Source organism: Streptomyces sp. SID12488 (genome assembly GCF_010548275.1).
Taxonomy (GTDB): Bacteria; Actinomycetota; Actinomycetes; order Streptomycetales; family Streptomycetaceae; genus Streptomyces.
Genome location: NZ_JAAGLT010000004.1, coordinates 314,640 through 335,262 on the forward strand (window position 1 = coordinate 314,640; position 20,623 = coordinate 335,262).

The following is a 20,623-nucleotide window of genomic DNA, read 5'->3' on the forward strand; positions in this document are numbered from 1 at the left end:
CTACCCGCCACTCCGGGCCAGTGCCTGCTCCAGCACAACCAGCAGAGCGTCCCGTACCGAGCCGCGGTCACGGGCGTCGAAGACCAGCAGGGGGACGCCCTCGGACACGTCGAGGGCCCAGCGGACCTCGTCCAGCGTGTGCGCGGTCTGGCCGTCGAAGGCGTTCACGGCGACGGCGAACGGGATCTGCTTGTGCTCGAAGTAGTCGACGGCGGCGTAGCAGTCGTCGAGACGGCGGGTGTCCACGATGACCAGCCCGCCGACCGCGCCCTCCACGATGTCGTCCCACATGAACCCGAACCGCTCCTGTCCGGGCGTGCCGAACAGGTACAGCTTCAGCGTCGGGTCGATGGTGATGCAGCCGAAGTCCATCGCGACCGTGGTGGTCGTCTTGGTCGGGGTGTGGCTGAGGTCGTCGACGCCTGCCGCGACCTCGGTGATCGCCGCCTCGGTGGTCAGCGGCTCGATCTCGGAGATCGAGCCGACGGCGGTGGTCTTGCCCACGCCGAAACCACCCGCGATCACCAGTTTCACCGGCAACGGCGGCCGTACGGCGGCCTGTCCGGCCGAGGTGCGGACCAGCGGTTCAGTCGGTGTCACGGAGGACCCTCCGGGAGTCGGGGATGGCCCGCAGGCCATCGATAACCCTGCGCAGTACGGACGAGTCGTGGGTGACGCCGGAGTCGGGCACGTGCACCGACAGTTGTCCCGCCGTCCGGAGGTCCTCCGCGAGGACCCGCACCACGTTCAGGTGCAGCCGCAGCCTGGCCGCGATCTCCGCGATGGACTGCGGTACACGGCAGGCGGCGACGATGTCGTGCTGTTCGAAGGAGAGCCGGTGGAGCGCGTCGAGCCCGCCGGTGGTGGCCACCAGCTGGGTCTCCACGGGCATCGTCCGGCCGGACGACGCCTCACCCGCGGCGCCCGCGACCCGGCCGGCGGTGACCAGGAACGGCCGCACGGCGGGTGCCGGGCCGACGGGTGCGGCCCTGCCCTCGTTGGCCCCGTCGGCCCCGCGCGGTGTGCGGCCGTCCGCCATCGGTGTTCGCTCTCTCTACGTCTCTCTGCGGTCTCTCAACGGTCTCTCTACTGCTTTCCACGGCTTGCTACGGTGCTAAGCGCTCAGTGCAGACGCGTGGCACCGACGGTGTTCTTCAGCTCCAGGACGAGCTGCGGACTGAGGGCGGTGCCGGCGCGGTTGGCGAACACCGTCATCTCGTAGGCGATGTTGCCCAACTTGGCCTCCTTGCCGGTGACCACGCCGAGCACGGCGCCGCTGCCGATCGCGGAGACCAGGACATGGCCGCCCTCCAGATCGATGATGACCTTGTTCAGGCCGCCCAGGCCGTAGTTGCCGGAGGCACCGGCGGCCAGGCTGGTGATGCCCGAGACGATCGCGGCCAGCCGCTCGGAGTCGGCGTGCTCGCGCAGCGCCGACACGGCGATCAACAGGCCGTCGGAGGACACCGCGATGGCGTCCACGACCCCTGCGGTCTCGGTGGCGAAACGGTTTAGCAGCCAGGTGAAGTCGTCTGCGGCGGCCCGCAGATCGCTCGGCCTGGAGTCTCCGGCGGGAGTCTCACCTGTCGACATGCTCACTGCTCGGCTCCTTCCGGAAGGTGGTTCTGGTGGTTCTGGTGGTGCGGGGTGTCCCCGACGGTGATCTGGTCGGTGGACGGGTCGGACGACTCTGTCCGGTCGGGCGAAACGTCGGGACGCTGGTCGGGACGGTGGTTGTGCCGGCCGTCGTCGCGACGAGCGGCCCGGTCTTCGGTGGGGCGGGGGTGTTCGCCGGTGTCGCGGTGCGCGCGGGCCACGGCCGCCTCGAACTCCTCCAGCGAATCGCGTACGGCGTCCGCGTCGGCGGGGCGTGCGGCCTGCCGTGCGGCCTGCTGGGCACCGGCGTCGGCGGGCGTCCGTAGTGTCGCCCCGCGCACCCGTCGCCGAAGCGGACGGGAACCGTCGGGACCGACGGCGAACGGGTCGGCCGCGGCCTGCGCGGAGAGGGGACCGGCAGAACGGCCGACCGGGGCCGGTGCGGCACCGTGGTCGCCGGCGCCCTGCTCCGTCCCGCGGACGGAGTCACCGGGTCCGCCTGCCGCACGGGCGAGGCCGCTCTCGGGGCCGGCCGGGTAGGCGTGCGGCGACTGCTCCGTCGTACGGGCGGCGGGCCGAGACCCAGCCGCCGGGTAGGCGTCCGGCGACGGTTCCGTCGTGGCGGTGGGGGGGATGTGCTCCGCCGTACGGGAGTAGGCCCCGGGTCCGTCTTCCGCGCGGGTGTGGAGCGTCGGCTCGGCGGTGCTGGGCACCGGGATCGCGGTCCCGTCAGGGTGGATGCCGGAGGCGGGCTCGGGCAGGTCGACGCGGGGCGCGGAGGCCGACAGGGAGCCTGAACTGCCGTGCTCGGCCGTGGCGTTGGCGGCCAGAGATCCGGACCGGGTGGGGAGACCGAGGGGCGTGGACCTCGTCGTACGGGAGGGGAGACCGGGTTCGGCCGAGTGGCCGGGGGAGCCGGTCGCGGCCGTACGGCTGCCGGAACCGGTATCGCCCGTCAGGACGGCGAGGCCGGCCGCGTCGGTGCCGGTGGAGGCACCTGCCGTGGTCGTGGCGGTGTCGCGTGCCAGGTCCGTCGGGTCCTCGGCGAGGGACGCCGAGGGCAGCGGGACCTCGGTCTCCCGTTCGGCGGGGGACGCGTCGCGGCGGGGGACCCGGCGGGGGAGGACGGTCGTGTCGTCGTCGTGCGTGGCCCAGGACGGGACCGTGGACGGGATCGATGACGACGGGGAGGGGCCGGCCGCGGGGGCCGACGGAGCGGTGAGCGCGGCGGGCGGGGGAGGCGCGTCGCGGGAGGCGAGCCGGCCCGCGGGCTCCAGCTCGCTCATCGTCAGGAGCAGCGTCGACGGGATCATCACCTCGGCCGTCACTCCCCCGCCCGGCGTACGGGACAGGGTGACGTCGACGTCCCAGCGCCGCGCCAGCGCACCGACCACGAACAGGCCGAGCACCTTCGTCGGGACGACGTCGAGGCGTTCGCGGCGCACGAGGCGGGAGTTCTCCTCGGCGAGGCGCTCGGCGCTCATGCCCAGGCCGTGGTCCGCGACGGTGATCGACGCGCTGTCGTGGTCGGAGCCGACGACCACCTCGACGGGGCTGTCCTCGGGCGAGAACGACACGGCGTTCTCGAGGAGTTCGGCGATCATCAGGGTCAGGTCACCGATGATGTCGGGCTCCACCATGGCCTCGGTCGCGGCCCGCAGCCGTACCCGCTGGAAGCCCTCGATCTGGCCCAGCGCGGCACGTACGACGTTGGTGAGCGCGGTCGGCCCGGAGCCGAGCACGGTCTCGCGGATGCCGGCCAGCAGCATCAGGCTGTCGGCGTTGCGCCGCAGACGGACCGCGATGTGGTCGATGGAGTAGAGGCGTTCGAGCAGCGCCGGGTCGGTCTCGCCGCGCTCGACCGCGTCGATCAGCGCGAGCTGACGGGTCGTCAGGTTACTGACGCGGCGACCGACGTTGCCGAACATCTCGGCGACGTTGCGCCGGCTGAGCACCTGGCGTTCGAGCAGCGCGGCGGCGGTGGTCTGCACGTTGTTGAACGCCTTGGCGAGCTGGCCGATCTCGTCGTCCGCGGTGACCGGCAGCTGACGCAGCCGGGGGGAGCCGGACTCCTCGGCGTCGTCGTCGGCGACGCGGGCGAGCTCGCGGCCCGCCACGTCGGCGACCTCCTGGGCGGCTCCCGTCAGCGCCAGCACCGGGCGGACCACGGAGCGGCGGACCAGGATGGAGAAGGCGATCCACAGGGCGAAGCCGAGCAGCGCGAGGCTCAGCAGCAGGGCCGCGCGCCACTTGGCGCTGGTGGCGGTGTCCTCGGCGCGGTCGGCGATCTGGTCGATGAGCGAGGTGGAGATGTCCAGCCGGGTCCCGGACTGCGCGCGGTAGTTGGGGTAGGAGATGATGGCCGTCCGCAGCGCCGCCCGGATCGCGCTCTTGGACTCGGCCTGCAACGCGCTGGGGTCCACGGCCAGTTCGGCGTACTGCCGGCTGATGGCGGCCTGCCAGGAGTTGTGCTCGATGCCGCCGAACTCGTCGGTCTGCGCCTCGTCGGCGAACCGGGCGAACCGCTCGGCCTGGTAGGTGAACAGCTCGTAGGAGCCGACCGCTCCGGTGAACTCGATGAGCGCGTTGCTGTCGCGGGTCCCCGCGGAGAAGACGCCGGTCTCGTAGGCGCCGTGGGCGGTGCCGGCGCGCAGCAGCGAGTCGAGGAGGTTACCGGTGAAGGTGGTCGCGAGGTCGGAGTTGCGGTCCAGGCCCAGGCCGTCGATGAGTCCGTCGGCCGCACCCGAGTACGCCGGGTCGATGTTGGTGGCGGGCAGATAGCCCTGCTCGATGGTGGTCCGCAGACTGGACAGTGCCTGGACGTCCTTGAGGGCCTGCACCTCGGTGTCCGGCAGCCGGTCGCCGAAGGCGTCGACGACAATCCGCACCTGGGTGTCCACGGCCGACTGCGCCTGCCGGTAGGTGGCGGTGGACGGGGTGCCGGCGTCGAACGCCGCTTCGTAGCGCACCGAGAGCAGGAGCGCCTGCTGGTGTTCGGCCTGCAGTTCGGCGACCAGTCGGGCCACTTGGGCGCTGGCGCGAACCAGTTGGGCGGCGTCCTCCGCGCGGTTGGACTCCTGCACCAGGTCGACGATGAGGTACGTCAGCAGCAGCGCGATCACCGTCAGCGGGATACCGACGAGTACGTTCAGTTTGCGCTGGAAGGGCCATCGGTCGGCGAAGCCCCGCAGGCCCCGACGCGTTGGCGTCGATGCCGACCGGGCGGTCGCGTCCACCTCTTTCGTGGACACCGGGCCTCCTTCAAGAAGGTGTTGCAGGCATGCAAGGGGGGCTCATGCGTGCCGACTTCTGCACGCACATGTCCGAATCGAACGATACGAACCATACGGAAGCGTCCCCCGCACACCGCTGTGGCCCCCGCCGACTGCTGTGGCGGACGCCAACTCCGGCGAGACTATCCCGTCTTCGAACGGGCGGGCGTGTGGCCCTAAGTCAAGAATCCATTACGAAGCGGCATACGGGGGCCACTTGGGGGCCTTCCTGGGAGTACACAGGTGATCTCCCGATCCATGCGCGAGCGATCACGGAAAGACGTCAATCGGTAACCCGGTTTCTCTTGACTGATCAAGAAGCGGCTGGATTGGATCAGACCAAAGCGTCTGAGCTCTCATCAACTCCCCCAGCCCGGAACGGGAACCGTGACAATCAACGCCCACAGCAGCAGGTCCCTCAGGAACCACCCAGGTGCGACGGCCGTCGCCCTCGCGGCGGTGACATTCCTGCTGGCGGGATGCTCCTCCTCGTCCGACGACAAGTCCGACCCGCTCGCCGGCGACAAGGCGGCCGGTGACACCGTGGTCGTCGGCTCCAACAACTTCGCCGAAAGCATCCTGCTCGCCGACATCTACGGCGAGGCCCTGAAGGCCAAGGGCATCAAGGTGACGTACAAGCCCAACATAGGCAGCCGCGAGACCACTTACGGCCTGCTCAAGAACGGTTCCATCACCGTTCTGCCGGAGTACAACGGCTCGCTGCTGGCCTACCTGGACGCGAAGGCCGCACAGACCTCGCTCGCGAGCGTGAACGCCGCCGCGAAGGCCAAGCTCGACTCCAAGCTCACGCTGCTGGAGTCGTCGCCGGCCGAGGACAAGGACTCCGTCACGGTCAACGCGGCGACCGCGAAGCAGTACAACCTCACCGCGACCTCGACCCTCGCCGACCTCAAGACCGTCGCGCCGGACCTGGTCCTCGGCGGTTCGCCCGAGTTCCAGACCCGCCAGCAGGGCATGGTCGGCCTGGAGTCGGTGTACGGACTGAAGTTCAAGTCCTTCAAGGCCCTCGACGCGGGCGGCCCGCTGACCCAGGCGGCGCTGAAGAAGAACACCGTGCAGGCCGCGGACATCTTCACCACGGACCCGACCATCACCAAGGAGAAGTTCGTCGTTCTCCTGGACCCGAAGAACCTCTTCGGATTCGCGAACGTGACCCCTCTGGTCTACAAGAGCGGGCTCTCCCAGGAGGGCATCGACGCGCTCAACGCCGTCTCCGCCAAGCTCGACACGAAGGCCCTGCTCGAACTGGACTCCCAGGTGCAGTTGGAGAGCAAGGACCCGCTGGACGTCGCCAAGGCCTGGCTGAAGTCGGCCGGCCTGGGCTGACGTTCCGGGTCGGGGACCACGGAATCACGGAAGTACGGAATCACGAGGGCCGCACCTGTACTCACGGGTGCGGCTCTCGCCATGACGGAGAAGGGCTCGGGGGCGTAGTCGTCCGCGCCCGCCGACCGGCCGTCGGTGCGGTGTTCGAGGGTGTCCCGAGCGGTGAGTATGAGCATTGGCGCGGGCAATCCGGCGTGCTCCTGCCGCAGCTTGCGCAGGACCTGGAGCCCGTCCGGCACGACGGCATGCGAGGCGCGGCCACGGTCTGCAACTCGGTGAGCGCCGGCTCGTCGTCGACGATCAGGACGCGAACGGCGCCTTCTGGAGCTGCGGCCAGGGGCCCACACCTTCGGGGGCCACGGCACTGGCGGCCACGGCAATGGGCAGCCACGGCTTTGGGGGTGTCAGTCATGCCGGACATGCGCCGAGCATTCCTGAGGAGGAGGCTGTAGGGCCGCTGCACGCGAACTGAGTGCCGGGCGGCCTGTGCGGCCTGTACGGAGTTCAGACCCCGCCGAGCAGCAGGGCGAGCCCTTGTTCGACCATCGGTCCCAGATCCTCCATGCCCGGCGCGACAACGCTGTACGAGCGATGGAGGAACCGCTGAAGCTGTGCCGTACGGAACCGGACCACGGCAAGCCCGTGCGGCGAGTGGAGTTCCACGACCGTGCGCGTCGGTCCGCACGGCCACAGGTGGACCTCGCCGATCCCCGCCGGGTTGTCCAGCCCCTCTCCCAGCAGCGTCCGGGAGAAGGTCCACGTCACTCCCTCGCCGTCGACCGAGACGTCGACGGGGAAGTCGATGTGGACGGCGAGCGGGTCGGCGGAGTCGTAGCGCAGGGTGACGGCGAGCGGAAGTTCCTGGTAACCGGGGGTTATCAGGCGGGCGCGTGCGGACTGCTCCAGGGTTCTGTACATGATCGTCTTCCCGTCCGGGTGGGGCGTTGGGCCAGTTGTGCCGAGTTGCCTTCTCGACCTCCGGCAGTGCCCCGGCATTACGCCGATATCGGAGCTACCCCATGTGACGTGCGTCACCTTCTGTAATTACTTGAGATTTTTGTCATCTAGCCTTACAAACTCATCCCCAATGCCCCATCTGCAGGTAACTGGAGCGTTCCTGCCCATGATTGACAACACCGCCACTGCCACCGCGACCGACGCGTACGCCCGTATCTACGAGGAGCAGCAACCGCGTCTCGTCGCGTACGCACGTTCGCTCACCAAGAGCAGTTGGGCCGCGGAGGACCTGGTCGCCGAGGCGCACTTCCGTGTGTGGCGACGCCTGTCCGCAGGGCACGAGATCGACAACGTGCCCGCGTACCTGATGACGACGGTCCGGCACCTGGCGGCAAGCGTGGGCAGCAGCTCGGCGCGCGAGACCCCGCTGGATCCGCAGGACAGGCCTGAACGCGGGGAACGGGTCGTCTCCCAGGGCCGTCACGTGGACGACCCCGCCGAACAGGTCTCCTCGGTCGACCTGTTGGTACGGGTACTGGGCCAACTCCCCGACCGCTGGGTCAAGGCGCTGTGGCTCGCGGAGGCGGAGGGCCAGCCCCTGGCGGCGATCGGACCCCAGATCGGCACCGGCACCAAGGAGGGCGCCACCGCGGTACTCCTCCACCGCGCCCGTGAGGGCATGCGCCAGGCCTTCCTGCGCGAGCAGCCCGGCGTCCCGGACAACACGGCGTGCGAGCCGTACTGGGTCCGCATGCCCGCGTACGTACGCGGCACCGCGACCCGCCGCCAGTCCGACCAGATCCTCGCCCACGCGGACACCTGCGACGACTGTCGCCACCGACTCGCTTTGCTGATGCGCACGAACGACCGCCTGCCCGCGCTCGTCGGCCCGGCCCTGCTGGTGCTTCTGGTGGGCGGCACGGGGAAGTACCTGCTGTCGTTCGCGGCGTCGTCCGTCGGTGCGTCGACCGTGACGTCGGCCGCTGCGGCCGGGCACGGTGGTGGGGGCGTGCTGCACGCGGTACAAGCGGTGCGCCATGCCGTGGTCGGTGGCGCGAGGATGCCCAAGGCGCTCGCGCTGAGCACGGGGGCGGCGGCAGCGGCCGTCGCGATCACCATCGCGCTCACCTCTCCGCAGGTGCAGTTGCAGGAACGGTCCCGGGTCCCGCTGGCCGGCAAGCCGGTGGCACCGGCGCCGGCGCCGGTGGCGGACGTACCGGTGACGGCGCCTGTGCCGCTGAAGGCGGGTCCGGTGGCTGCGCCCGAGCGGGTGCCCGTTGAGATACGGGTCGCTTCGGTGGTCACGGTGACTCGGGGGAGCGGCACCGGTGTTGGCACGGGTGGGGACGGGGGTGCGGCTGTGGCGCCTGTGACTGCTCCCGGCGCGCCGGTCGAGCCTGCGCCTCCGGAGACACCCGAGGTTCCTGAGGTTCCTGGTGTACCTGAGGCGCCTGTGGCTCCGGCACCGCCAGTTGTGGAGCCACCGGTGGTGGAACCTCCAGTGGTGGAGCCGCCGGTGTCTCCGGCGGTGGAGCCTCCAGTGGTGGAACCCCCGGTCGTGGAACCTCCAGTGGTGGAGACGCCGGAACCGCCGGTTTCCGAGCCTGTTCCCGTCCCGGATCCGGACCCGTACCCCGTCGCTCCAACTCCCGTGGATCCCGCCCCCGTTCCTGTCCCGGAACCAGACCCGGCCCCGGTGACAGAGCCGGCCCCGGCTGCAGATCCGGCTCCGGTCACCCCAACTCCCGTGGATCCCACGCCTGTTGAGGAGCCCCCGGTTCCTGACCCCGGAGGCTGCTGAGCGGCCGATCGGACCGCTTTCGGTTGAATTTTTCCTCGCCGAGCAACCTGGGCACAGCTTCCCTTGTCTCACAGGTTGCTCACAGGTCCGGCCTGGATGCGTTGGGGTGCGTCCGTAGGTATGTCGGCCGGTCGTGGGCTGTGTCCAGTCCGATGCCACTTGACCATGGCACTGGCAGACGAGGAACCGATGACCACTCAGCAGCACAGCACCACCACCACCACCAACAACAACAACAACACCAGCAACAGCGACAGTCGGCGCAACAACAACCGCGTAAAGCACTCGGCGCTCGCCGTGGGGGCCGCCCTGGCCGTCGTCGTGTCGGTGGCCGGAGCGGCGCCCGGGGCAGGGACGGCCTCGAGCGCGGCGCCCACGAAGCCGAAGATCAGGCTCCTGGCCGCGACGGACTCCGTGACGGCCGAACGCTGGGAGGGGGAACCCGGCGTCTACCTGGACCTCGCGACGTACGTCACCGTGGACGACGTACCGCTCGAGTTGAAGGTGACCCGGAAGTCCTACAAGGACCCGGTGGTCGCCGAGCAGATCACCCGCAAGGACGGCAAGGCAACGGCGAAGAGACTGCCTCCCGGGACGGTGAACGACTTCGCGGGTCTGCCGGGCTTCCTGGAGGTGTCGTTCAGGAACACGGCCGGGCAGGAAGTCGCCAAGAGCAAGGGCACGTTCTGCCCGAACAACGCGTCCGGACGTATCCGCCCGGACGCCCCGGCGACCTCGCACTTCCCGGAGGGCTGCTCCGCCAACCCGTTCACGCTGGGCGGGGTGTGGGGCGTGGAGAAGGGCTGGGCCACCAACGTCACCTCGATCGACGACACGAAGCCGGTGGATCTGCCGGTGGGTGAGTACACGGCCAAGGTGTCGGTCGGGAAGACCTACCGCGACCTGTTCGGCATCCCGAACGACCAGCGGACCATCAAGGTGACGGTACAGAAGGGGAGCGGCGAAGGAGGCGGTGGTGGAGGCGGCGGCGTAGGCCTGGCCGCACGGTCCTCCGCCCACCAAGGAGCAGCACACGGAGGTGCGCACGGAGGAGGACATGGAGCTCACGGGGCCCATGCCGCTCACGGGGCCCAGTCCTCCGCCCCGCTCGCCTCGCACCACTACGGTCCGCGCGGCGCGGACATGCCCACCATCCCGGCCTTCCCCAACGCGCTCGTCGACCTGGGTACGGCACACCACCTGGGCGACGGTCCGGGCCACAATGACGGTTCGCGCGTCGCGCCCCCGCTGAAAGCCGCCGCCCAGCGGCCCACGAGCAGGGCCGGCATTCCGGCCAACGTGCCCAAGCCTGACCTGCGTTCACTGCCGGCGTGGGACATCGCCATCACGGACGGCGAGGACGGGGACGTAGCAGGCAAGGACTACCTGGCGTTCAGCGCGAACGTCTGGAACGCGGGCCCGGCCCCGCTCGTCGTGGACGGCTTCCGCAAGCCGGGCAAGGGCCTGATGGACGCCTACCAGTACTTCTACGACGCGAAGGGCAAGCAGGTCGGGTACACACCCACCGGCACGATGGAGTGGGACCCGCGGATCGGCCACGAGCACTGGCACTTCACGGACTTCGCGAGCTACCGCCTCCTGAGCGCCGACAAGACCAAGGAAGTGCGCAGCGGCAAGGAGGCGTTCTGTCTGGCCAACACCGACGCGATCGACCAGACGGTGAAGAACGCCAACTGGCACCCGTACAACACCGACCTGTCGACCGCGTGCGGCGAGAAGAACTCGCTCTCGGTGCGTGAGGTGCTGGACGTCGGCTCCGGCGACACGTACACCCAGTACCGCCCGGGCCAGTCCTTCGACGTCACCGGCCTCCCGAACGGCACTTACTACATCCAGGTCATCGCCAACCCGGAGAAGCGCCTCCAGGAGACCAACCTCAACAACAACGTCGCCCTGCGCAAGGTGATCCTCGGCGGCACCGAGGGCGCGCGGACGGTGACGGTACCGCCGCACGACCTGATCAACGTGAAGTAACCGACCGGTTCCGGCCGCGCGCGCCGCACCTCCGAGGGGAATATGGGGGAGAACAGCCCCCTCGGAGGTGCGGCCACCTACACCACCGATCCGGTAGGCCGCTCCATGGTTCGGGCACCCGGGCAACGGCATCGTTGACCCCGACGAACCGAAGCCCGAAGCCCGAAGACCGAGGCCAGAAGCCCGGAGATCCGGGACGAATCCAACGGTTCACCGCCCCGGCCCGGAAGGATCTCCCATGAACGCCCTGCCGACCTCGAAGCCGAGCACCCCCACGGCCACCCTGACGGACACCCGGATCGACGCCCCCGCCGACAGCGACCTCACCCCGCTGCTCACGGCCTGGGACCAGGCACACTCGGCCGCCGTATCCACCTCCGTGCCGGCCGTCGGCGTCGTGGACCTGGGGCCGGATCCGGATCCGGACTGGCGCCACCTCCTGGACGAGATCGCCCACCCCCGCACCACGCAGGCCTTCCACCGCCTGGCCGAGGCCGCGGCTTGATCCTGTGCGTGCGTGCGTGCGTGCGTGAGTACGTCCGACCAGGCCGGCCCCGACACCAGAGGCCCCGGAGATCCGGGGCCTCTGGCGTGTGCGCACCGGGCCGACTCAGCCCTGTGACGTGCTACGAACTTCAGTCCTGGCGTACGACGTTCGTGCCCGGGCCACCCGAGAGGACGTCCCTGCCGGCGCCGCCGTACAGCTTGTCGTTGCCGCTGTTGCCCCAGATGTAGTCGACGCCGGCGTTGCCGTACAGGACGTCGTTGCCCTTGCCGCCGAGAATGTGGTCGTTGCCGGCGCCGCCGTAGATCGTGTCGTTGCCGTCGTCACCGCTCAGGTCCTCGGCCCCCGCGGTGCCGCGGATCACGTCGTTGCCTTTGCCGCCCTGCGCGATCCCGTTGGAGGAGGTGAGGGTGTCGTTGCCGTCACCGCCGGCCACGAACGAGTTACCCGCGCTGATGGTGTCGTCGCCTGCCCCACCGTCCACGAAGTTGCCGGCGATGTCGCCCCGGCCGGTCAGCTTGTCCTTGCCCGCGCCGAGGATGAACGCAGTGGTGAGGTAGGTCTCGTTGCTCTTGTTGGTGAAGTCGACCACGTCATTGCCGTCGCCGAGGTTCATCCGCATGATCTGGTACGGGCTCTGGCTTTCCTCGGTGACGACGGTGCACGCGACCTTCGTGTGGTCGGCGGCGCTGGGGTAGACGCACCCGCGTCCGGCACTGATCGGAACGACGTCGTCGATCACGAAGGTGATGTCCGTGGCGTTGGCCTTGGACTCGGTGACGGTCGCCTTGTTGATCTGACCGGCGGCGGCCGTGTAGGCGAACTCCCGGTCGTTGGAGCTGACTTCGGCCTTGGCGGACGGCGTCGCGGCACCGGCCGTACCGGCCAGTGCGAGCGGAACGGCCGCCAGTCCGGCGCCGAGGGCGAGCGTGAGAGTCAGTGCCGATGCGAAGCGTGTCTTACGACGGCCGGTGGGGGAAGAGGGCATGCGCGTAACCTCCAGGGTCACATGGGCACTTGAGGCGGTTCCGAATGTGTTCAGAACTCGGTGACGCCATGTGAGACGACCGAAGTGCGCCCCGGGTTGTAAAGACCCACCCAAGCCGACGGCCAAGCATTCGGGCAGGCGGAGCGACCGAAGTCCCTCAGTCGTCCACCCATGTGAACAACGATCAAGTACGCGACTATTGACGCGTCCAGGACCATCCCTCTAACTTCCGAGAGAAAGCGCTTTCCAGTCCGGTCCGGCAGCTGTTCCACCTGATCCAACCGCCCTGGAGATGGAGAACTCCGATGTCCACGATGCAAGTGAGACCCGTCATGGCGTGCGTCAGCCTGCTGGCAGGCGCACTCGTCGCGCTCTCCGGCACCACGGCACAGGCCGCGACCACGAGGTACGAGGCCGAGACCTCACCGGCGGTCTGCACCGGCACCATCGACTCCGACTGGACCGGCTACTCCGGCAGCGGATTCTGCAACGGCACCAACTCGGCTGGCTCGTATGCCCAGTTCACCGTATCCGCACCCGCATCGGGCACGGCGACACTGGGCGTCCGCTTCGCCAACGGCACCACCACCGCCCGTGCCGTGAGTGTCATCGTGAACGGTACGACGGTCACGACGGCGACCTTCGAGGGCACCAGCACCTGGACGGGGTGGACGACAAAGACCCTGACCGTGCCGGTGGTCGCGGGCAGCAACACGGTCCGCCTCAACCCGACGGCCGCCGCGGGCCTCCCCAACATCGACTACCTCGACGCGAACGTCCCGGACGGCGGCACCACACCCCCGCCGACCGCCTCCGCCCTGTACGTGTCCCCGTCCGGCACCGACAGCGCGGCGGGCACGTCATCGGCGCCGACCACCCTCACCTCAGCGATCAGCCGCATCACCGCAGGCGGAACGATCTACGTTCGCGGAGGCACGTACAACCAGCCCTCCACGATCACGATCCCGGTCGGCAACAACGGCACGGCCTCCGCCCGCACCACCCTCTCCGCCTATCCGGGCGAGACTCCGGTCCTCAACTTCTCGGCGCAGACGGAGAGTTCAACCAACCGAGGTCTCCAACTCAACGCCAACTACTGGCACATCAAGGGCCTGGTCGTCGAACGGGCCGGTGACAACGGCATCTACGTCGGCGGCAGCAACAACGTCGTCGAGCGCACGGTGACCCGCTTCAACCGTGACACGGGCCTCCAGCTCGGCCGTATCGCCTCCACCACCCCGGCCGCCGACTGGCCGGCCAACAACCTGATCCTGAGTGCCGAGTCCCATGACAACGCCGACTCGGACGGCGAGGACGCCGACGGTTTCGCCGCCAAGCTCACCACCGGCTCCGGCAACGTCTTCCGCTACGCGGTCTCGCACAACAACATCGATGACGGCTGGGACCTCTACACCAAGACGGACACAGGACCCATCGGCCCGGTGACGATCGAGGACTCCCTCTCCTACCGGAACGGCACCCTCACCGACGGCTCCCAGGCCGGCAACGGCGACCGCAACGGCTACAAGCTCGGCGGTGACGACATCGCCGTCAACCACATCGTCCGCCGCAGCATCGCCTACAACAACGGCAAACACGGCTTCACCTGGAACAGCAACCCCGGCACGCTGGCGGTGTCGGACAACGTCAGCATCGACAACACGGAGCGCAACTTCAACTTCGACGGCGGCACCTCGGTGTTCCGCACGAACACGTCGTGCCGCAGCACCAGCGGCACGAACGACCGGATCATCGGCAACTCGGATACGTCGAACCAGTTCTGGTCGGGCACGAACGGCTCCCGCTGCTCGTCGTACACGGGCGCACTGCACTGGTCGTTCGCTTCGGACGGGCGTCTGGTGGTGACGTTCGGGGGGTAGCCGGCGGCTTCCCTTGTGAGACCGAGCTGGACCGCATGCCCCGGACGCCCCCAGGTCGCCGACTCGGGGGCGTCCGCCATTCGCGGCGTCGCGACCCTCTTCCGAGTGAACATCGATGTTACTAACGTTGATGTTAGTAACATCGATGTTAGTTATTCTGTCCGGGGTTGTGGCGGACGTGCGGAGGGCTGGGGCATGGGTGATTTCGTAGGCAGGACGCGAGAGCTTGAGACGTTGAACCGGGAGCTCGGCAAGGTGTCGGGCGGTGTCGGCGGGGAGCGACCCGGGCGGTGCCTGATGCTGCGAGGGCGCCGACGAGTGGGGAAGTCTCGTCTGGTCGAGCGGTTCGCGGAGCGGTCCGGCGCGCCCTTTCTCTTCTACGCGGCCACGGGAGCGTCGCCGCAGGCCGATCTCCAGCGGCTCGGCCGGGACGCTCAGGTGTCGAACCTCCCATTGGCCGGCCTGCTGGCCTCGGCCCGTCCGGCGAGCTGGGACGACGCCTTCGACGTGCTCGCGGCAGCCTTGCCATCCGATCGGGCGAGCGTTGTGATCATGGACGAAGTGCCCTATCTGATGGACGCGGAGGGGGCTTTCGAGGGCACGTTGCAGCGGGCGTGGGACAGAGTGCTGGAGGTCAGGCCGGTTCTGCTCATCCTCATCGGCTCCGATCTCTCCATGATGGAAGCCCTGAACAGCTATGGCCGCCCCTTCCATCAGCGCGGACGGGAGATGGTGCTCGGTCCCCTCAATCCGGCTGAAGTGGGCGGGATGCTGGGCCTTGAACCCGCCGAGGCGTTCGACGCGGCACTGATCACCGGCGGGCTTCCCCTGATCTGCGCGGAATGGCCGCACGGCGCCGGAATGTGGGACTTCCTGTCGGCTGTACTGAACGATCCGGTGTCTGCCCTGCTGGTCTCGGCGGAGCGGTCGCTCGCCGCCGAGTTCCCGCAGCAGACGCAGGCGCGTACGGTGCTGTCGGCGATCGGAAGCGGAGAACGGACCTTCAGCAACATCGCCCGCGCCGCCGGCGGTATCGGGTCGACCCCGCTCCAGCGTTCGGTGGGGGTCCTCACGGACAAGAGGGTGGTCGCGACTGAACTCCCCGTGTCCACAGGCCCTTCGAAAGACCGGCGCTACCGGGTCGCAGACCCGTATCTTCGCTTCTGGCTGCGATTCCTCGGACCGGCGATGGAGGAGATCGAGCGAGGCCGGGGTGATCTGACGCTGAATCGGATCCGCGATAACTGGACCAGCTGGCGTGGCCGCGCCGTCGAGCCCCTCGTACGCGATGCCCTGGCACGTCTGCTGCCGGACGCGCACCTGCCCGCCGCCCCCGCGATCGGCGCCTACTGGACCCGTACCAACGACGTGGAGATCGACATCGTCGGAGCCGACCGTGGCCCCATCGCCAAGGAACTGCTGTTCGTCGGCTCGGTGAAGTGGCTGGAGAACGCCCCCTTCGACCGCCACGACCTGTCGGCGCTCCTGCGCCACCGCGCATTGCTCACGCCCGACGAGATTCCCGTGGTCGCGGTTTCGCGGAGCGGTACCGACTGCACGGGACTCGACGCCGAGTACGGCCCGGCGAGACTCTTGGAGGCGTGGCCCTCCTGACCGTCACGCCGTGGTCGAGCACCCGTTGGACCCGCACGAGATCCGAGGTGGGCACGATCCAGCGGATGCCCTCCTCGTCCGGGCTCGCGGCAACCACGTCACCGCATGCGACGCACGAGAGCTATGGAGGTTACGAAGGGCTACTGGGCCACTTGGACCCCTGAGGGTTACGGAGACGGGCACGAGTCGAATGTCGCTGAGCTGTTGCGGGTCAGGTGCCCCGGCGGTGACTCCGTCACGGCCGATCGGTGACGTGGAACTCCATCCACTCGATGCCCGGGACGGTGAAGCGCGCACCGATGTTGGCAGCCGCGATGCCCTCGAACTCGTGCTGGGCGCCTGATCCTTGGCTGCCGAGGCTCCATGGCGTCGCGACCTTCCACGCACACTCGAGGACGGCCATGAGCGCCTGCTCCGGAGTGGGGCACCCGAGCGGCGAGAGCAGCCGCAGCACGGCGAGCTCGGGAAACTTGCAGTACCGCTCGTAGCTCTCGATCTCAACGGGCCGATCCAACCGAGCCGCAAGACGCCCGACCACCCGCTCGGCGGCTCGGCGGTCGTTCGCGTGTACGTGACAGCGCCAACGGATCGTCTGGAACATGGCGGAAACCATACGGGTCAGGCAGACAACTCGCAGTCGTCTCGGCCGACGTGGCATCCGGTGCCGCCCCGCCGCCGGAGCGGCAACAGCCAACCTTCGCGTCAACGGCGTCAACGGCGTCAACGGCACGGCCTACCGCTGGCGGCTGCGGCGCAGGCCGACCTACTTTCAGGTCCTGTCCTGGACACCCTGCACGTACGCGGTCGAGCACGCGGACAGCCCTGGAACAACGCTCCTGGTCACCACCAACCAGCCGCACCCGAGCAACTGGTTCGGCCGTGAGGCGAAGCCTGTACTGCCGTCCGACGTCGCCGAAGCCATCGGACGTGCCCTGCACAAGGGTTGGACCCCCACGGACTCCGGTTCCCCGTTCCACCTTGACCGGTCCGTAGGCTTCGTTCCTTCGCCTTGAGCGGGGCGGAGTACGAGTACGAGTACCGCGCACGAGGCGAGTTGGAGGATCCGCCCGCTCGTAGTGTGATCGTCGCCACAGAGACGACGAGTGCCGAGCGGACAGGGTTGGTTGTGGAACTTTCCCTGCGTGACCGGATCCGCGCCGGCGATCCGGAAGCCTTCGCCGAACTGTTCGGCGCGCATGCCCGGGCCGTCTACGGTCATGTCGCTCGTCTGTCGGCGGACCGGGGCACTGCGGAGGACGTGATGTCCCTGACCTTCCTGGAGGCCTGGCGGCTCAGGGAGAAGCTGAGACCCGACGACGCGGCCCCGGACGGAGACGCCGACGTGCCCGACGGCGACGGGCTGCGCCCCTGGCTGTACGGCATCGCCACCAACGTTCTGCGCAACACACGCCGCGCCACCCGCCGGCACAGCGCGGCGCTCGCCCGGCTCCCCGACCGCCCGGCGGACCGTGACACCCTGCCCGACTTCGCCGACGACGTCGTCGGGCGCATGGAAAAGGCCGAGCGGCTCGCTGCCGCGCACACCGCGCTCGGCAGGCTGCGCAGAGCCGAGCGTGAAGTGGGCATTCGGGTGACGGGAGTTCACGGTCACCCGAGCCCAAAGCCGCATGAGACGGCACTGGGCGCGAGTGTCTGCGAGCGTGCTCATCAGGAGCCGTTGTCTCCCCGCCGCGCCCAACTCGCGTACTGCGTTGGCGAAACCCCCACCGCCCCCGTGAAGTCCCGTGTGAAATGGGCCTGGTCGGCGTATCCGAGTTCGGTGGCCAGGGCTGACCAGTCCTGGGGAGTCGTGGCCGCGCGGGACGCGGCCTCCTGGATTCGGGTGCGGCGGATGACCCACTTGGGGCCGATGCCGACGTATTCCGCGAAGAGGCGCTGGACTTGGCGGGTGCTCAGGTCGGCTTGGGTGGCGAGTTGGGAGACCCGGAGGAGTGAAGGGTCCGTCGTGATGGTGTCGACCAAGGCTGCCGCCTCGTCGATGTTCCTGTACATGGAGGGTGTTGTAGCGGAGGGAGTCGGGGCTACGGAGCGCAGGAACGTGGCCGCCAGTTCCAGTGCCGTTGGGACGTCCGGCTCCGTGATGATCGTGTTCGCCGCTGCCTGCGTCGCCTCGCCGAAGAGATCCTCCACATCCAGGACGCGGTCCGTGAGTGTGGACACCGGGGAACCGAGGAACGGGCGGAAGCCGCCGGGGCGGAAGCGTAGGCCCAGTGCGCGGCCGGTGCCGGAGATCTCCCGGGTGAATGTGTTGCTGACGATGCCCGTGATCTGAGCCTCTCCGCCGGTGACGAAAGTGAGGTGAACCATCGGGTGGGTGAGGACCTGTTGGTGGTGTGGCTCGGTCAGGTTCCAGTTGAGGATCCAGTAGCCGTCCAGGAACCTCTTCAGGTCCTCCGGGGGTGGTTCGGTGGTCAGGTGGAAGCGTTCGGCTGCTGTGTGCGGGTCGAGGATGGCTTGCTGACGGGCTCTGTTCTCACGTCGCGTTTGTTCAAGACTCGTCATCGGTTCCCTGTCTACCGTGGCTCCCTGGGATACGGAAGCGATGAAGGCCGGAAGTCGGGAAGGCCGGAAGTCGGGAAGTCGGGAAGTCGGGAAGGGATGACGTGGAGCATCGGTCTCTGATGGTTCGGGCCTCGGCGGTGGCCGTCGACATCGTGCGGGGGGTTCAGGGTGATGACCTCGGATCGCCCACCCCCTGCGCCGAGTTGAATGTCCGGGCGCTCGTCAATCATCTGGCCTACTGGACCGGCGTACGAGGGCATGTCGCCGGGCTCAAGCAGTCACCGCACGGCGATCGGGTCGTCGACGGGTTCGACTTCACCGGGGTTGTCGGGTGGGCCGACGAATACGCCTCCCGGTCGGCCGCCACCGCCCTTGTCTGGAGTGAGCCCGAGGCCTGGGAGGGTGAGACCGCACTCACCGGAGCCGGAGTTAGTCCCATGCCTGCCCGCTTCGTCGGGGGAGTCGTGCTCGGAGAGTGGCTCGTCCATGGGTGGGACCTTGCCGTTGCCACCGGGCAGAAGGTCGACGTGGACGACGAACTCGCCGCAGTGCTGTACGAGGACATCGTCGGCAAGGCGGAGATGGCCAGGCGGTACGGCGTGTACGGGCCCGAAGTCGCCGTACCGGCCGACGCGCCCCTGTTCGAGCGGGCGTTGGGGCTCGCGGGACGCGACCCGTCCTGGCGGCGACAGGGGCAGGAACAGCGGGGCTGATCGGCGGCCGTAGCCCCCGATCAGCCCCGATCAGCCCCGGTCGGCCTCGCTCACCCGCTCAGGGCAGGACCGGCAACGCCCCGCAGTTCGATGTCGCGGGCTTGCCCGACAGGCGGTCCGTCAGCCAGCTCACCGCGTTGCCCTGGTCCGTGAGGAGTGGGGTGAAGTGGTTCAGCAGGGGGCTGATCACGTTCGGCAGGAGCACCGGTCTGTACGTGATGTTCGCGCCCTTCGCGCACCAGTCCGCGGCCAGGCTGCGGGCCTGGGCATGCGGAACCAGGTTGTCGCTGAAGCCAGTTGCTATACGGATCGGGCTCGATGGGGTGAGGGTGCCGATGCGTTGGCTGTTCAGGAAGGTCTGGAGGGCCGGGGTGGACGCGATGATGTCGGAGATGGACTCGCCGTCCGTCGTCCACTTCGTGCTCTTCGTGTAGGCGTAGCCGAGCAGCGCGTCCCCTACGCACATCGTCGACAGGTCGGTCATCGCCGCCTTGCCCTGCGCGTTCAGGTGGGCCTCCGCCAGCGGCCTCAGCGTCGGGTCCGACTGGAGGAAGCCGTTGAGCGACCAGGCCAGCGCGCCCGCCAGTTCGCTTCCGTCGATCGCCTTCGTGACCGCGGCCAGGTCGGCCGGCGGGGCACCCGAGTAGGTGCCCGCGAGGGTGATGTCGGGGGCGTAGGAAGGCTGGAGTTCCGCTGCCGCCGCTGTCGCTCCGCCGCCCTGGCTGTAGCCGAACAGGCCTACCCGGGAGGCCGATGTGACCGACGTGTCGGGGAGGGAACGGGCGGCGCGTACCGCGTCCAGTACCGCGTGTGCCTCGTCGAGACGGTTGACGTACGTGTGGAGGCGGTCCGTCGCTCCCAGGCCGGCGTAGTCCGTGACGACCACCGCGGCGCCGGTCGCGAGCAGGCGGTAGATCGCCACGTCCTCGTAACCGACCGACACCGTACGGCCGTTGAGGGAGAGCGGGTGCTCCAGGCCCAGGGATGCCGCGCACTGGTCGCCCTGGCCCATCGTGCCCGGGGCCACCGCGACCAACGGGCGCGCGCCGCCTCCCTTCCAGGCCGCCGTCGGTTCGATGTACGCGCCGGTGACCGCGACCGGGGCGCCGTTGGAGTCCGTGGACTTGTACATCAGCCGGGTCGCCCGGCCCGGGAGGGGGCCGTCGAGGGTGGGGAGTGAGATGGCGAGGGGGAGCGGTTCGGTGCGGATCAGCGCGCCGTCGGGGGTGGGGAGGGTGGCTGGTGGCGTGTAGAACGTGGGGATCTCCACGCCTCGGGACACGACCGTCTCCGTAGAGGAGCCGTCCGAGGCCGAGGTCGAGGCCGAGGCTGTTGCGTACGAGAGCGCCTGGGCGCTCAGACAAGTCGCAGCGGTGACCGCTGCGGCCAGGAGCCGTCTGCGTGCGGGCATGGCGAACCTCCTGAAGCGTGG

General features: G+C 69.0%; 17 protein-coding genes and 1 pseudogene. 9 read left to right on the plus strand and 9 right to left on the minus strand.

The window, feature by feature from the left end:
* The 4 genes from G3I56_RS09565 to G3I56_RS09580 all read right to left on the minus strand — a co-directional run bounded on the left by G3I56_RS09565 (nucleotide 1) and on the right by G3I56_RS09580 (nucleotide 4,847).
* Nucleotides 1-600, minus strand: a complete 600-nt coding sequence (locus tag G3I56_RS09565) for an ATP/GTP-binding protein (protein WP_164408450.1) — start codon at nucleotides 598-600, stop codon at nucleotides 1-3.
* On the minus strand, nucleotides 587-1,039 hold the full coding sequence (locus G3I56_RS09570; protein WP_164408451.1) for a DUF742 domain-containing protein: 453 nt from the start codon (nucleotides 1,037-1,039) through the stop codon (nucleotides 587-589). Before G3I56_RS09570 ends, G3I56_RS09565 begins: the two co-directional genes overlap by 14 nt.
* Nucleotides 1,040-1,122: 83 nt before the next feature.
* The gene (locus G3I56_RS09575; protein ID WP_164408452.1) at nucleotides 1,123-1,599 is read right to left on the minus strand and encodes a roadblock/LC7 domain-containing protein; all 477 of its coding nucleotides are present in this window, start codon (nucleotides 1,597-1,599) and stop codon (nucleotides 1,123-1,125) included.
* Nucleotides 1,596-4,847, minus strand: a complete 3,252-nt coding sequence (locus G3I56_RS09580; protein ID WP_164408453.1) for an ATP-binding protein — start codon at nucleotides 4,845-4,847, stop codon at nucleotides 1,596-1,598. Before G3I56_RS09580 ends, G3I56_RS09575 begins: the two co-directional genes overlap by 4 nt.
* A 408-nt stretch (nucleotides 4,848-5,255) precedes the next feature.
* On the opposite strand from G3I56_RS09580, the gene G3I56_RS09585 reads away from it, so the two are divergent.
* Complete coding sequence (locus tag G3I56_RS09585; RefSeq protein ID WP_164408454.1) at nucleotides 5,256-6,215, plus strand: ABC transporter substrate-binding protein; 960 nt, start codon at nucleotides 5,256-5,258, stop codon at nucleotides 6,213-6,215.
* A 504-nt stretch (nucleotides 6,216-6,719) separates the two neighbouring features.
* Here G3I56_RS09585 and G3I56_RS09590 read toward each other — a convergent pair.
* A complete protein-coding gene (locus G3I56_RS09590; protein WP_164408455.1) occupies nucleotides 6,720-7,133 on the minus strand; it encodes an SsgA family sporulation/cell division regulator in 414 nt (137 codons plus the stop codon).
* 205 nt (nucleotides 7,134-7,338) lie between these two features.
* On the opposite strand from G3I56_RS09590, the gene G3I56_RS09595 reads away from it, so the two are divergent.
* The 3 genes from G3I56_RS09595 (at nucleotide 7,339) to G3I56_RS09605 (ending at nucleotide 11,473) form a co-directional block, all read left to right on the plus strand.
* Nucleotides 7,339-8,973, plus strand: coding sequence for a sigma-70 family RNA polymerase sigma factor (locus G3I56_RS09595; protein WP_164408456.1), 1,635 nt, complete (start codon nucleotides 7,339-7,341; stop codon nucleotides 8,971-8,973).
* Between the two features lie 165 nt (nucleotides 8,974-9,138).
* A complete protein-coding gene (locus G3I56_RS09600) occupies nucleotides 9,139-10,968 on the plus strand; it encodes a lysyl oxidase family protein (protein WP_164408457.1) in 1,830 nt (609 codons plus the stop codon).
* Nucleotides 10,969-11,206: 238 nt separating this feature from the next.
* On the plus strand, nucleotides 11,207-11,473 hold the full coding sequence (locus tag G3I56_RS09605; protein ID WP_239134786.1) for a hypothetical protein: 267 nt from the start codon (nucleotides 11,207-11,209) through the stop codon (nucleotides 11,471-11,473).
* Between the two features lie 130 nt (nucleotides 11,474-11,603).
* On the opposite strand, the gene G3I56_RS09610 is transcribed toward G3I56_RS09605, so the two are convergent.
* Nucleotides 11,604-12,461 carry a calcium-binding protein gene (locus G3I56_RS09610; protein ID WP_164408458.1) on the minus strand — a complete coding sequence of 286 codons (858 nt, stop codon included), beginning with the start codon at nucleotides 12,459-12,461 and terminating at the stop codon, nucleotides 11,604-11,606.
* Between the two features lie 314 nt (nucleotides 12,462-12,775).
* Between G3I56_RS09610 and G3I56_RS09615 the strand changes: the two genes are divergently transcribed.
* Both G3I56_RS09615 and G3I56_RS09620 read left to right on the plus strand, forming a co-directional pair.
* Nucleotides 12,776-14,341, plus strand: coding sequence for a carbohydrate-binding protein (locus G3I56_RS09615; protein WP_203689594.1), 1,566 nt, complete (start codon nucleotides 12,776-12,778; stop codon nucleotides 14,339-14,341).
* Between the two features lie 195 nt (nucleotides 14,342-14,536).
* Nucleotides 14,537-15,955, plus strand: coding sequence for an ATP-binding protein (locus G3I56_RS09620; RefSeq protein ID WP_164408535.1), 1,419 nt, complete (start codon nucleotides 14,537-14,539; stop codon nucleotides 15,953-15,955).
* Between the two features lie 235 nt (nucleotides 15,956-16,190).
* Here the strand turns inward: G3I56_RS09620 and G3I56_RS09625 are convergent, their stop codons facing one another.
* Nucleotides 16,191-16,556 (minus strand): hypothetical protein, encoded by a 366-nt coding sequence (locus G3I56_RS09625; protein ID WP_164408231.1) that lies wholly within the window; start codon nucleotides 16,554-16,556, stop codon nucleotides 16,191-16,193.
* Here G3I56_RS09625 and G3I56_RS43685 point away from each other — a divergent pair.
* Both G3I56_RS43685 and G3I56_RS44995 read left to right on the plus strand, forming a co-directional pair.
* Entirely contained in the window at nucleotides 16,555-16,968 is a 414-nt protein-coding gene (locus G3I56_RS43685; RefSeq protein WP_239134787.1) for a hypothetical protein, read from the plus strand. The genes G3I56_RS09625 and G3I56_RS43685 overlap by 2 nt on opposite strands.
* Nucleotides 16,969-17,081: 113 nt before the next feature.
* Nucleotides 17,082-17,264, plus strand: a pseudogene (locus G3I56_RS44995) (sigma factor); the annotation flags it as partial.
* Nucleotides 17,265-17,623: 359 nt separating this feature from the next.
* Here G3I56_RS44995 and G3I56_RS09640 read toward each other — a convergent pair.
* A complete protein-coding gene (locus tag G3I56_RS09640) occupies nucleotides 17,624-18,478 on the minus strand; it encodes an AraC family transcriptional regulator (protein WP_164408459.1) in 855 nt (284 codons plus the stop codon).
* A gap of 101 nt (nucleotides 18,479-18,579) precedes the next feature.
* Here G3I56_RS09640 and G3I56_RS09645 point away from each other — a divergent pair, with 101 nt between their 5' ends.
* Nucleotides 18,580-19,191, plus strand: coding sequence for a TIGR03086 family metal-binding protein (locus G3I56_RS09645; protein ID WP_164408460.1), 612 nt, complete (start codon nucleotides 18,580-18,582; stop codon nucleotides 19,189-19,191).
* A gap of 58 nt (nucleotides 19,192-19,249) precedes the next feature.
* Here the strand turns inward: G3I56_RS09645 and G3I56_RS09650 are convergent, their stop codons facing one another.
* Complete coding sequence (locus G3I56_RS09650; RefSeq protein WP_164408461.1) at nucleotides 19,250-20,602, minus strand: lipase family protein; 1,353 nt, start codon at nucleotides 20,600-20,602, stop codon at nucleotides 19,250-19,252.
* Nucleotides 20,603-20,623: the final 21 nt, after the last annotated feature.

Bases quoted from the DNA above. Each gene is read 5' to 3' on its own strand.
- G3I56_RS09570 (WP_164408451.1), bottom strand. From the start codon at position 1,039: ATGGCGGACGGCCGCACACCGCGCGGGGCCGACGGGGCCAACGAGGGC.
- G3I56_RS09590 (WP_164408455.1), bottom strand. From the start codon at position 7,133: ATGTACAGAACCCTGGAGCAGTCCGCACGCGCCCGCCTGATAACCCCC.
- G3I56_RS09595 (WP_164408456.1), top strand. From the start codon at position 7,339: ATGATTGACAACACCGCCACTGCCACCGCGACCGACGCGTACGCCCGT.
- G3I56_RS09600 (WP_164408457.1), top strand. From the start codon at position 9,139: ATGGCACTGGCAGACGAGGAACCGATGACCACTCAGCAGCACAGCACC.
- G3I56_RS09605 (WP_239134786.1), top strand. From the start codon at position 11,207: ATGAACGCCCTGCCGACCTCGAAGCCGAGCACCCCCACGGCCACCCTG.
- G3I56_RS09610 (WP_164408458.1), bottom strand. From the start codon at position 12,461: ATGCCCTCTTCCCCCACCGGCCGTCGTAAGACACGCTTCGCATCGGCA.
- G3I56_RS09615 (WP_203689594.1), top strand. From the start codon at position 12,776: ATGCAAGTGAGACCCGTCATGGCGTGCGTCAGCCTGCTGGCAGGCGCA.
- G3I56_RS09620 (WP_164408535.1), top strand. From the start codon at position 14,537: ATGGGTGATTTCGTAGGCAGGACGCGAGAGCTTGAGACGTTGAACCGG.
- G3I56_RS43685 (WP_239134787.1), top strand. From the start codon at position 16,555: ATGGCGGAAACCATACGGGTCAGGCAGACAACTCGCAGTCGTCTCGGC.
- G3I56_RS09625 (WP_164408231.1), bottom strand. From the start codon at position 16,556: ATGTTCCAGACGATCCGTTGGCGCTGTCACGTACACGCGAACGACCGC.
- G3I56_RS09640 (WP_164408459.1), bottom strand. From the start codon at position 18,478: ATGACGAGTCTTGAACAAACGCGACGTGAGAACAGAGCCCGTCAGCAA.
- G3I56_RS09650 (WP_164408461.1), bottom strand. From the start codon at position 20,602: ATGCCCGCACGCAGACGGCTCCTGGCCGCAGCGGTCACCGCTGCGACT.